We start from the raw sequence: 11,960 nt of genomic DNA on the forward strand, positions 1-11,960 counted from the left end.
GCCCGAGCCCAAGCCCGAGCCCAAGCCTGAGCCGAAGCCGGAACCGAAGCCCGAGCCCAAGCCCGAGCCGAAGCCCGAGCCCCTGCCCGTCCCGGCGCAGAACTGCTGGACCGTGAATCTCGGTCCGTGGGTCCAGAGCTGGATCGGTGACCAGGTCTGCGTCCCCAAGGTCGACATGAACTGGAAGGACGAGGTCGAGGCCGAGGTCAACGACGCCTGGGAGAACGTCCTGGACAGCGACTCCTGGCCCTTCTGACGACAACCCCGCGCGGCGGCGGAGGAGATCATCCTCCGCCGCCGCGCGGCCGTACCGGCAGCCGTTCGAGCACCCGCCCCACCCACGCCCGCTCCCGCGCCTGCCGCGCCGCCCAGCGCCTGCCGTCCGCCGCGCCCGCGCGCAGCCACAGCAGCGGAGCCGTACCCGGGCCCGTCAGCATCAGCCGCTGATTGGGGACCGACTCCGGCCGCCAGTGCTGCTTGTACGGCTCGTTGCCCCGCAGCATGCTCAGCGTGGCCCGCCCGCTCGCGCTGGTCTCCCGGGCCCCGTGGCGCAGCAGCATCGTCGCCACGTCGATCTTCCGCGCGCGCAGCACGGGATCCGCGCCGTAGAGGTATCCGCCCGCGAGCCGGGGCGACATCAGGGTCAGGTCGGCCGCGACGACGTCACCACCCAGCCGGAACTCCGTGACCCGCGCGTCCCCGCGCTCGACCATCGGCCGCACGGCCCGCGCGAGATGCTGGGCGAACCGGTCGCTGGTGTGCTCGGCGGTCACGCCACGCCCCTGCCACTGGAGCTGATGCAGCCTCAGAAGTCGGCCGAGCGCGGCCGGCACCTCGTCCCCGGGCACGATCCGCTCGTCGATCCCGAGCGCGTCCAGCTTGCGCAGCTTCGCCCGCACCCGCTGCTGGGCCTTGCCCGTGGGGATCCGTGCGAGAAGGGCGTCGATCGGCAGGGCGGGCAGCTCCAGGCAGAGCGAGTCCGGGAGCCGTCGGCGCGGCCCCCGCCAACGGGCGAACACCCGCTCGGCCGACGCCCCCGGCCGGACCTCGCGGAGATCGACCACCGCGCCACGCGCCGCTGCGGCCATCGCCCTGGCCAGCGCGGTAGCGGCCTCGGGGCAGGCGTCGTCGAGCAGGACGTCCGTGAAGTCGGTGATCGCACCACCGAGCTGGGTGAGGACGGGCAGCGGGCCCGGGGCGCGCATCAGGGGCGCCGCCGCGACCAGTTCGCCGTCCTCCCGCCGTACGAGCACCACCCGCAGCGCGCCGTGCGTCCCGTACGACACCCACCAGGAGTGCAGCCAGGAGTGGGACTGGAAAGGCGTGGCCGTCGAGCAGCGGGCGTACAGCGACGCCCACCGCTCGCCGAGCCTGCCGAACTCCGCACCGTCCCGGCAGACCTCGCTTCTCCAGCCGTCCCCCGTCACACCGCCCCCCGTCCCGCCGTCTCCGGCGCCGGTTCCGGCTGGGTCTTGCCGACCGCCGGGCCGGGGACGGAGGCCGAGGCGGGCCGGGAATGCCGGGCCTCGGTGCGCGCCGCGCGCTGCGGGCGTACGAGCAGTGCCAGACCGCCGAGCAGACCGCCCGCGCAGCCTCCGACCAGCGCCGAGAGCGGGGCCGAGGGAGAGACGGGCTTCACGGGCTTGGTCGCCCGGGAGAACTGCACGACCTTCACGCCCGTGCTCCCCGAGACGTGCGTGCTGTTGAGGATCAGGGCGCGGGCGACACCGTCCGCCATGGCGACGGCCTTGCCCGGCGTGGCGGACCGCGCGGTGAGGGAGATCATCGGGGCGTCGGGGGAGGTCTCGGCCTGCACGCTGTCGCGCAGGGTCGCGGCGGGCACGCCCGCCCACACCTGTGCGTCGCCGGTCACCGCGATGTCGGTGGCGACTCTTCCGTACGCCTGGGCGAAGCCGAGCGCGGCGGCCGGGTCGGACTTCTCGCCCGGGACGACGATGACGTAGCTCGTGGCCGCGTACTGCGGGGTCTTCACGGCCCCGTATCCGCCGCCGAGCACCGCGCCGATCAGCACGGACGAGGGCAGCACCCACCAGCGGCGGGGGGTGCGCAGGACCGTCACGAGACGGGAGCGTTGGGGACTCAGGGAGCTCATCGGTGACTCACTTCGCGAGGAGAGGGGTGCCGTGGACGGCCTGTTCGTAGAGGGACATCAACTGCCGGGCGCTGTGCGCGATGTCGTAGCGGCGTGCCGCGGCGGGCTGCGGCAGCCGGGCGAGCCGGGCGTCGCGGATGCCGCGCAGCGCCGAGACCAGCTCGGGTACGGACTCGCCGACCCGCCGGGCCCCTGGGGCCGCGTCCGGCGGCAGGTCGTCGACCGCCGGGCACGCCACGTACAGCGCCGGCAGCCCGGCGGCCAGCGCCTCGACGACCGCGAGCCCGAAGGTCTCGTCGGGGGAGGTGGAGACGAAGACGTCCATCGCCGCGAGCAGCGACGGAAGACCGGGGTCGGCCGAGTCCGCGGACGGCGGGTCCTCGCAGGCGCCCGTGAGGAGCACCCGGTCCGCCGCCCCGCACTCGCGCGCCACGGCGAGGAGCCGAGCACGCTCCTCGCCCTCCCCGACCAGCAGCAGCCGGGCCCCGGGCACCGACGCCACCGCCCGTACGAGCCGGTCGAAGCGTTTGCCCGGCGCGAGCCGGCCCACCCCGCCGACGACGAACGCGTCCTCCGGCAGGTCGAGCAGCTTCCTGGTCATCCGGCGCGCGTCCTCGTCGAAGCCGAATCGGGCCCGCTCGATGCCGTTGGGGACGACCTGGATACGGGACGGCGCCACCCCCCATGTCTCCAGCCGGCGGGCGACGCTGGGCGAGACGGCGACCGTCGCCGAGCCCAGCCGCTCCGTGGCCAGATAGAGCGCGCGGGTGCCCGCCGACAGCGGCCTGCCCTCGATCTGCGTGTCCCCGAGGGAGTGTTCGGTCGCCACGACGGTACGGACACCGCCGAGGCGGGCGGCGATCCTGCCGTACACGCAGGCCCGGTACAGGTGGGTGTGGACGAGGTCGTACCCGCCCCGGCGGACGAGCCCCGCGAGGCGGGGGAGCGCGCCGATGTCCCGGTTGCCGGTCATGCCGAGATCCGTGACGGGGACCCCGTCGGCCTCGAGGCCACGGGCGACCGGGCCCGGGTTGGTGAGCGTGACGACCTCGCTGCGGACGGGAAGATGACGCAGCATCAGCCGGAGCTGCTGCTCGGCGCCGCCGATCCCGAGACCGGTGATGATGTGGAGGACCTTCATGTCATCTCCCGGACGGCGTCGCGGCCGGACGCACCGGCGAAACCGGCATCGAGGTCGCGGGGGTGGCGGCGGCGCAGCGGGTGCAGAAGACGCTTCGCGGTGAGGCGCCAGGAGGTGTCCTGCTCGTCGATGTGGACCCGGGGCAGCGCGTGCGCGCAGGTCAGCGGGCCCGGGTCGATGGCGCAGCCGTACCGGTACCCCGCCTCCCGCACGGACCGCACCGCGCGGGCGTCGATGTCCCCGTACGGGTAGCAGAAGCCGTCCACCGGGCCGCCGGTGATCTCCTCCAGGAGCTCACGGCTGCGCCGGGTCTCCTCGGCGAGCGTCCCGGCGTCGACCGTGGGCAGCGAGACGTGCCGCAGTCCGTGCGAACCGATCTCCATGCCCGCCTCGGCGACGGCCACGATGCCGTCCTCCGTCAGCAGGGGCTTGCGCGGGCCGTCGTCGTCCCAGGCGTTCTCGCCGCCGATACGGCCGGGCAGGACGTAGACGGTGGCCGTGAAACCGTGGCGGCGCAGCAGGGGCAGGGCCGAGTCGGCGAAGTCGGCGTACCCGTCGTCGAAGGTGAGACCGACGAGCCCCTTCGCGCGGCCCGCGGCTCTCGCGGCGAGCAGCTCGCGCACGGAGACACCGCGCAGCCCCCGGTCGTTCAGCCAGTGCAGCTGCCGGGCGAAGCGCACCGGCGAGACGGTCACCCGGTACGGATCATCCGTGGTGTCGGCGATCGAGTGGTACATCACCACCCACGGGGGCGGCTTCGGCAGCAGTCGACGGATCGCGGCGGTGCGGGGCGCCGTGGCAGCGGGCATGGGCGAGCCTTCGTGACGCGGTACGGGTGAGGGGAGGGATGTCCGGCGCACGGGCGGCGCAGGCGAGGAAGAGCAGGAAGACGGCGACCGAGACCACGCTCGCGACGGCGAGGGAGAGCACCGCGGGCTCGATCAGGACCGAGCACAGCCAGCCGGCGGCGGTGGCCCACGCGGCGGCGGTGGCCAGCCGCAGCAGCCCCTCGCCGAGGTAGCGGATCCGGACCGGGATGGCCTGGCGGCGGGCGCCGAGCAGCATCATCACGGCGGTGAGCGTGATCCCGAGGGCGTTGGCGGCGGCGATGCCGACGGCGCCCCACAGTCCGGCACCGAAGACCCCGGCGACGGCCGTCACCGCGAGACCGGCGGCCATGGCGGCGGCCGGGTACCAGAGCGGGCGGGAGGCGGAGAAGTAGCAGCGGACCAGCGTGCCGACCGTCGTCTGGCCCAGCAGGCCGAGGGCGTAGACGCGCATCACGGCGGCGGTCGCGGCGGTGTCGGAGTGGTCGAAGGCGCCGCGCTGGAAGAGGACTTCGACGATCTGGGGGGCGGCGGCGATGACGATCGAGGTGCCGACGAGCACGACGACGGCGGCGAGCAGCAGGTCCCGCTCCACTCGGCGGCGCGCACCGTCCGCGTCGCCCGCCGCCATGGCGCGGGCGACGACGGGGAAGCTGACCGTGCACAGCATCAGCGAGAGGATCATCGGCATCTGCGCCACCTTCTGCGCGTAGTTCAGATGCGAGATCGCGCCGGAGGGCAGGGGCGAGGCGAGGAACCGTTCGATGAGGATCTGGGACTGGCGGGAGACCGTGAAGGCGATGACCGGGGCGATGAGGCCGAGCACGAGGAGCCGCCCGTCGCCGGTCGGCTCGCCGTGTGGCCCCCGCTGCCTGCCGCGCAACTCCCGTACGAGGTAGGGCGCCTGTACCGCGACCATCAGTACGCCCCCGACGGCGACCCCGGCCGCCGCCGCCCGTACGCCGAAGGGCTCGCGCAGCGCCACGATCGTGCCGATGATGCCGACGTTGTACGCGACGTAGATGGCGGCCGGCGGGAGGAAGGAGCCGTGCGCGCGGAGCGCTGCGGAGCAGTAGCCGGCGAGTGCGAAGGTCAGGACGCAGGTCGCGGTCAGCCGGGTGCAGTCGACGGCGAGCCGCGGGTCGGGGAGACCGGGCGCGAGGGCGGCGACGAGGAGCGGCGCGGCGAGGATCAGCACCCCGGCGAGGGCGGACATGACGAGCGCGAGCCGGGGCAGCGTGGAGCGTACGAGGGCGCGGACGGCGCCCCGGCGGGTGAGGGCGCGGCTGAACGCGGGCACGAGGATGAGGGCCATCGCGTCCTCGATGAGCAGCGTCGACGCGAACTCGGGCACGGTCCAGGCGACGAGGAACGCGTCGGTCTCGGCCCCGGCACCGAAGTAGCGCGCCAGGCTCTGGTCCCGTACGAGACCGAGCACGGCCCCCGCCGCGGTGAGCCCGGCCGTCACGGCCGCGGCCCGAGCGAGGAACCCGCGGGAACCGGCGGACTTCGGCGCCTTGTGCCGCGCCCGGCCCGGGGCGCGGCCGCCCGTGTCACGTGGGGGACGGGGCCGCCAGTCCTCGGGATACTCCACCACCGCCGGAGCGTCCGCCGCCCGGTGAGCCGGCGGCTGGAGGGCCGTCGCGGCCGCACCGGGGCGGGTGCCGACGGGGCTCGTGGCCGCCGGGCGACCGACGGGACGTACCGCTGCCGGGCCCGCGGCCCCGCCGTGGGGCCGACGGGCCCGCGCGTCGGTCTGCGGCTGGTGCCGGACGAACCGCTCGTGCGCGTCCGCCGGTCCGGTCCGCAGGGTGCTCGACGCCGAGTCGTCGGCTCCGCCGTACGGCGGGTGCGGCGGCACCGGGGGGACGGACGGAGGGAGTTGCCCGCCGGCACCCGTCGTGCCGGGTACGGCGGCTCCGCCGTAGGGCGGCGGGGCCGACGGGGCCGGGCCGGCGCGGTGGCCGGACACGGACCCGAGCCGCGGAGCCGCCGCGGGCCCGCCCGCGGGGTGGCTCCGGTCGGTACCGGCTCGGCCCGTAGGGCCCTCGGCGGACCGGGCCACCGGGCCACCGGGCGAACGGCCGGCCACGGCCCCCGGGCCCTCGCCCGCGGTGGGGGCAGGGCCCGGGCCGGTCCGGGCCGCGAGGCCGTCCGGGACCGGGGACGTCGTGCCCGCCCAGCGCCGGCCGCCCGGCGCGAGGTCGGGCGTGGACCAGGGGTCCGCCCACACGGGCGTACCGGTGGCCCCGGAGCTCTCCGGAGGCGGCACCCGGTCCGTGGACTCGGGCTCCCCGCCCCACGGGTCACGCACGTTTCACCTCCGCCAGCGACCACCAGGCCGCGAGACCGAGGACGACCGACATCAGGACCGTCGAAGGCCCCCCGATGTCCGCGTAGAAGAAGTCGATGAGCTGCCACGACAGCAGCCCGATCGCGACGAGCCCCAGCCGCCGCACCGCCCCCACCAGCAGCGCCGCCCAGCTGCCCGCGAGGGCCAGCAGACCCAGCAGGCCCTGCTCGCTGAGGACCAGCAGATACATGTTGTGCGGGGAGAGCAGCGGCTGCCGGCGGAACGCGGCGCCCGCGCCCGCCGTGTCGCTGCCGGACGACAGCGCCACCGAGGCGTGCGAGTCGCGGTACGCGGGAAATCCCTTGAGCCCCACCCCGGTCAGCGGATCCGACCGCCACATCTCACCGGCCGCCGCCCACATCGTGTACCGGTCCGTCACCGACTGGTCCGGAGCCCCCGCCACCTGCGTGATGCTGGCGACCCGCTCCTTCACCATGGCCGAACCGACCCCGAGACCGCCGACCAGGACCACCGCGAGGGCGCCCACCACGAGCGCCACCCGCCCTGCCCGCCGCAGCCCCGACAGCACCAGCTGGATGGCGATCGCCAGCACCGTCGCGATCCACGCGCCCCGGCTGAAGGAGAGCACCAGAGGGAGGAACAGCAGCCCGGCGCAGACCAGCGCCGCCGTCCGCGCCCGGCCCCGTCCGCTCCCCAGCGCGATCCCGGTGACGATGACCAGGCCGTACGAGACGACCGTCGCCATCCCCATCACGTCCGTCGGCCCGAACGTCCCCACCGCCCGGATGTCCTCGCCCTGGTACGACGCGCCCGTCCCGGTCAGATACTGCGTGACCCCGACCGCGCCCTGGAGCAGCGCCAGACCGACCAGCGCCCACGCGACGACCGCGAAGTCCCGCCGGTCGCGGATCATCAGCAGCACGGCCGCCGGGACGAGCACGAAGACCTGGACGTACCGCGCGACACCCGGCAGGCTCGCCGCCGGATCGTTCGAGGTGATCGCCGCCAGACAGATCCCGAGAACCGGCAGCCCGATCACGACCGCCGCCGCGCGGCTCAACGGCCGCGCCCCGCTGCGCACCACGCGCACCAGGCAGATCAGCACGAGCAGCCCCGAGGCCGCGTCCGCGATCGTCCCCGTACCGCCGGTGCCGCCCTCGGCGCCGCCGCCGCCCGGTACGAGCAGCAGCGCGATCACCGCCAGGACCGGGGACAGCGCCCCGGCCCGGCGCGCCCAGTCCCGTACGTCGGTCCCGGCCGCCCCGGGCAGCACCCAGGCCGCCGTCGCCATCATCAGCTCCCCGCCGGTCGGACCAGGCCGGCCGCGGTGCGCAGCAGGATCCGGACGTCCTGCCAGAGCGACCAGTGGTCGATGTAGTGGTTGTCGAAGCGGCAGCGGTCCTCGATGGACGTGTCGCCGCGCAGCCCGTGCACCTGCGCCAGGCCCGTCAGCCCGACCGGCATCCGGTGGCGGTCCGCGTAACCGGCGTGGATCCGGCTGAACTGTGTGACGAAGTACGGCCGTTCGGGCCGCGGCCCGACGAGGCTCATGTCCCCGCGCAGCACGTTCCACAACTGCGGCAGCTCGTCGAGCGAGGACTTCCGCAGGAAGCTGCCGACCGCGCCCATCCGCCGGTCGTCGGCGACGCTCCACCGGGTCGCCGACTCGGTCTCGTCGGCCGGGCGGATCGTGCGGAACTTCAGCAGCGTGAACAGCCGCCCGTTCTGCCCCACCCGCTCCTGCCGGAAGAGCACCCCGGGCCCGTCGGAGAGCCGTACCGCCAGCGCGCACAGCAGCAGGACGGGCAGCGCGAGGGCGAGCGCCGGGCCGGCCAGGACCACGTCCAGCGCGCGCTTCGCCCCCTGCCCCGGCCGCTCGGCCAGCGGGACCAGACGACGGCAGGCGTACCCCCAGAGATGGTCGCCCATCGGCCCGTCCTGGTCCCGGCCGCCCACCCGCCAGGTGGCGCAGCCGTAGTGCTGGAAGAGCGTCACCAGACTGCTGTCGTCCGTCAGGAAGACCGCGTCGCGGACCGTGTTCTGGATGACCGCCCGATGGATCTCCTCGGCCGACGAGAGCACCGGAAGCCCGGGCTCCCCGTCCGGCCGCGACCCGACGATCCCGACCGGCCTGATGCCGTACTCCGGATGCTGCGCGAGCGCCGCCGCGAACCTGCGCGCGGCGGCGGGACCGCCGACGACCAGCGCCGAGCGCGGATGCGTCCGGGCCCTGCGCCGCCTGAAGGCGTGCACCACGGCACGGGCCAGGCAGACGGCGGCGAGCTGTGCCGCGTACGCGGAGCAGAGCGCGCCCGGACCGAGGGCCAGGGCCGGGGCGTACGCGGCGACGGCCGCCGCGGTCACGCACCAGGCCACCCCGGCGCGCCAGGCGAGTGCGGGCAGTTCGTCCAGTACGGAGGTGAGGCCGCCGGACGGCCGGTGCAGGCCCGCGTGGGCGTTGAGGACGAGCACGCACGCGGCGACCAGCAGGAACAGCCGGAGCCCGCGCTGCGGCTCGGGCAGCAGCGCGGCCGCGAGCAGCACGGCGAGACCGTCGGCCGCGATCAGCGGTACGGCGGTGAGCCGTGGCGGCGCGGGCCGGCGCGGCGGCAGCGCCAGCCGGTCCGGCCTGCCGCGCTGCGGTGCGAGGGAGGCGAGTCCGGGGGCCGGGCCCTGGACCGCCGAGGGCCAGGGGCCCGGTGAAGGAGGAACGCTGGTGCTTTCCGTAGTCACGGCGAAATCGGCTCTCTGTGCTCGGTGCACCGCACTCCGGCCAGCTCGCGGTACACGCCCGCGACGGCCGCGCCGGTGCGCCGCACATCGAATCTGCTGAGTACGTGCTCGTGGGCCTCGCGGCCCAGGGTTCGCCGCAGCTCCGGCCCGCCGAGCAGGCGGCCGACGGCGGCGGCGAGGGCGGCCGGGTCCTCGGGCGGGACCAGGCACAGGGGCTCGTGGCCGGGCGGCAGGCTCTCGCGCGCCCCGTCCACATCACTGACGACCACCGGGCGTCCGCTCGCCATCGCCTCCAGGGGCGCGAGCGCCATGCCCTCCCAGCGGGACGGCAGGACGACGAGATCGGCCGCTTGGTACCAGGGCGCGGTGTCGTCGACGTTTCCGGTGAACCGCACCGACGGCGGAGCCGCGGCCCGCAGCCGCTCCCCGTCGGGCCCGTCGCCGACCAGCACGAGCCGGGCGGCGGGCACCTGCTCCAGGACGGCGGGCCAGGCTGCGAGCAGGACGTCCTGCCCCTTCTGCCGGCAGAGCCGCCCGACACAGACGACGGTGGGCCCGTCGGCCGAGCCGTCCGCGACGAGGTCCGTCTCGGCGAGCGCCGGCGCCCCGAACCGCGCCACGTCCACACCGTTGTGGATGACCGACCAGGGCGCGCGGATGCCGGCGGCCTCGCCGGTACGGCGTTCCGCCTCGCTGACGCAGATGATCCGGTGCGTCCAGCGCGCCGCCCACCCCTCCCAGCGCCGGGCCGCCGCGGCGACCGCGCCGTCGACCGCCTCGAAGGACCAGGCGTGCGGCTGATACACCGTCGGGATCCGCCCGCGCACAGCCAGTCGGGCACACAGCCCGGCCTTGGCGCTGTGCGCGTGGACCAGGGCGGGACGGGCCGTACGGATCACCCGCCCGAGGTCGCGGGTCTCCCGGACGAGGCGGGGACCCGGGTCGCGCCCGGCCCGCCACTCGAACAGGTCCGCTCCCTCGGCCCGGACGGCCGCGGCCAGCGGCGTGCCCGGCGGACACGCGACGGCGACCCGCAGGCCGGCGTCGAGCTGGGCGCGCACGAGGTCGACGACGACCCGCGCGACCCCGCCGTCACCGGGCTGGACCGCGTGAAGAACGGAGAAGGACAGCACGTCAGAGCCGGACGTCCGCCTGGAGGAAGAGCGCCCCGAGCCAGACGGTGTCCTGCCGGGCGCCGATGCGGACGTGGAAACGGTCGGCTCCATGGCGCAGCGCACCCCCCAGATCGAAGACGTCGGAGTCGTACCCCAGGGTGTTCTGATGAGCGGGAAGTCGTTCGATCCGACCGGCGCCGAAATCGGTGATGCTGGAGTTCATCACGTCGTCCGCGGAATTGGCGGAATCCGAGAGCGCGACGCTCTTCGAGCGGCTCGTCTCCACCGCGAGGTAATCCCCGGAAGTACCCCGGTCGCCGTCATAGGCGACGACTCCCAGTTGTCCGGAAGCACCCTGCGGAACGTCCGTCTCACCCATCGCGACCCGCAGCTCACCGCTGTTCGGACCGACCGTTTCGAAGCCGTCCCAGAGCGCCAGCCGGCGCAGCGGCTCGTCGGCGTTCTCGTACGCGACGACCAGCGTCCAGCCGCCCCAGCCGCCCACTGCCGAACGGCCCATCGCCACATTGACCTGGGCCACCGTCCACATCCCGTCCCCGGCCGAGCGGACGAGGTCGGTCACGTCCGCGGAGGCCTGGAAGGCGTCGGCGCCGTCCGCCGTCCGGTGGCCGATCGTGGAGTCCGCGAGGACCGCCTTGTACCGGCCTCCCGGCTCGGCGACCAGGACCCGGCCGTTGTCCTTGTGCGGCTTCTGCTCGCCGACCTTCAGGTTCCCGCCCCAGTAGAGACGGGCGTAGCTGACCCGGGAGCCCTCGGGAACACGGACCTCGGCGCTGCTGGAGTTGTAGGTGTTGGGGTCGCTGTCGACGTCGACGTACCCGATGGGGAAGCCGTCGTTGCGCGTGCCCGTGTCGGTGGCGTTCCTGGCGGCCGTGGCCGAGGTGTTGGCGGCGCGGACGATCCCCCCGTGCTGCACCGCCTGGTACCGCGGGGCGAAGGCAACGCGGGGGGCTTCCTTGGGCTGGGGCGCGGCGGAGGCGGCCGGCAGCGCGGCGGACAGGGCCGCACACGACAGGGCGCACAACAGGCCGCGGCGCACAGCACGAACCGCTGAATTCCGCATACAGGTTCTCCGCTTTGATGAGAGAAGCAAGGGAACACCCGTGAAGACCGGGGGAGAAGAAGATGTCGACCGTGCGAAAAGGGTGTCCGCGCGGCTGGACCGTAAGCGACGCTCGGGAACGTTATAACCCCGACGTCGGGCGATAGTAAGCATTAGATGCTCACAAACGCTAACTCCCGTACCTGTTCGGCAGTTTCCTCGTTGTGCGTGTTGCGCCATTGTTCGGCCACTCGCTCGAATGGCCCTCTTATGGCCCAAAGATCGGTTGAACGTCACCCGTTCGGGAGAGCAACCGATGAATTGCGGCAGCGTTGTTGAAGGAGTCGGGCGAATCCGTCCGCGCCGTCTCTGTGGTCTGTCAACAATCGAGGAGCGCTTCTCCATGTCCCGTATCGCGAAGGCTGTAGTCCTGTCCGTGGGTGTCGCCGCGTCCGTCGCGGGTGCCACCGGTGTCGCCGCTGCCGACTCCCTGGCCGAGGGCGCGGCCGTGAAGTCCCCGGGCGTCCTGTCCGGCAACGTCGTCCAGGTCCCGATCCACATCCCGCTCAACCTGTGCGGCAACACCGTCAGCGTCATCGGCGCCCTGAACCCGGCCTTCGGCAACACCTGCGCCAACTTCTGATCTCGCACGCC

10 protein-coding genes are annotated in these 11,960 nt (G+C 74.4%); 1 reads left to right on the forward strand and 9 read right to left on the reverse strand.

The genetic code is table 11. From position 1 onward, the window contains the following. Positions 1 to 284: 284 nt before the first annotated feature. From ACFY8U_RS12720 to ACFY8U_RS12760, 9 genes are all read right to left on the reverse strand, one after another. On the reverse strand, positions 285 to 1,427 hold the full coding sequence (locus ACFY8U_RS12720) for a GNAT family N-acetyltransferase (protein WP_389569136.1): 1,143 nt from the start codon (positions 1,425 to 1,427) through the stop codon (positions 285 to 287). Continuing rightward, positions 1,424 to 2,113 (reverse strand): lipopolysaccharide biosynthesis protein, encoded by a 690-nt coding sequence (locus tag ACFY8U_RS12725; protein WP_389569139.1) that lies wholly within the window; start codon positions 2,111 to 2,113, stop codon positions 1,424 to 1,426. Before ACFY8U_RS12725 ends, ACFY8U_RS12720 begins: the two co-directional genes overlap by 4 nt. Positions 2,114 to 2,120: 7 nt before the next feature. After that, entirely contained in the window at positions 2,121 to 3,254 is a 1,134-nt protein-coding gene (locus ACFY8U_RS12730; RefSeq protein ID WP_389569141.1) for a glycosyltransferase, read from the reverse strand. Next, complete coding sequence (locus tag ACFY8U_RS12735; protein WP_389569144.1) at positions 3,251 to 4,063, reverse strand: polysaccharide deacetylase family protein; 813 nt, start codon at positions 4,061 to 4,063, stop codon at positions 3,251 to 3,253. Before ACFY8U_RS12735 ends, ACFY8U_RS12730 begins: the two co-directional genes overlap by 4 nt. Continuing rightward, entirely contained in the window at positions 3,960 to 5,678 is a 1,719-nt protein-coding gene (locus ACFY8U_RS12740) for a lipid II flippase MurJ (protein ID WP_389569721.1), read from the reverse strand. The genes ACFY8U_RS12735 and ACFY8U_RS12740 overlap by 104 nt, the downstream gene beginning before the upstream one ends. A 709-nt stretch (positions 5,679 to 6,387) precedes the next feature. Further along, complete coding sequence (locus tag ACFY8U_RS12745; protein ID WP_389569147.1) at positions 6,388 to 7,686, reverse strand: O-antigen ligase family protein; 1,299 nt, start codon at positions 7,684 to 7,686, stop codon at positions 6,388 to 6,390. Positions 7,687 to 7,688: 2 nt separating this feature from the next. Next, positions 7,689 to 9,128 (reverse strand): sugar transferase, encoded by a 1,440-nt coding sequence (locus ACFY8U_RS12750; protein WP_389569150.1) that lies wholly within the window; start codon positions 9,126 to 9,128, stop codon positions 7,689 to 7,691. Continuing rightward, on the reverse strand, positions 9,125 to 10,354 hold the full coding sequence (locus ACFY8U_RS12755; protein WP_389569152.1) for a glycosyltransferase: 1,230 nt from the start codon (positions 10,352 to 10,354) through the stop codon (positions 9,125 to 9,127). Before ACFY8U_RS12755 ends, ACFY8U_RS12750 begins: the two co-directional genes overlap by 4 nt. Continuing rightward, positions 10,263 to 11,327, reverse strand: a complete 1,065-nt coding sequence (locus tag ACFY8U_RS12760; protein ID WP_389569155.1) for a DUF3344 domain-containing protein — start codon at positions 11,325 to 11,327, stop codon at positions 10,263 to 10,265. Before ACFY8U_RS12760 ends, ACFY8U_RS12755 begins: the two co-directional genes overlap by 92 nt. A gap of 382 nt (positions 11,328 to 11,709) precedes the next feature. On the opposite strand from ACFY8U_RS12760, the gene ACFY8U_RS12765 reads away from it, so the two are divergent. Next, positions 11,710 to 11,949: a chaplin gene (locus ACFY8U_RS12765; protein WP_389569158.1), complete on the forward strand. Its 240-nt coding sequence runs from the start codon at positions 11,710 to 11,712 to the stop codon at positions 11,947 to 11,949. Positions 11,950 to 11,960 lie beyond the last annotated feature (11 nt).

It is taken from the genome of Streptomyces sp. NPDC012508 (assembly GCF_042902595.1).
Classification (GTDB): Bacteria; Actinomycetota; Actinomycetes; order Streptomycetales; family Streptomycetaceae; genus Streptomyces.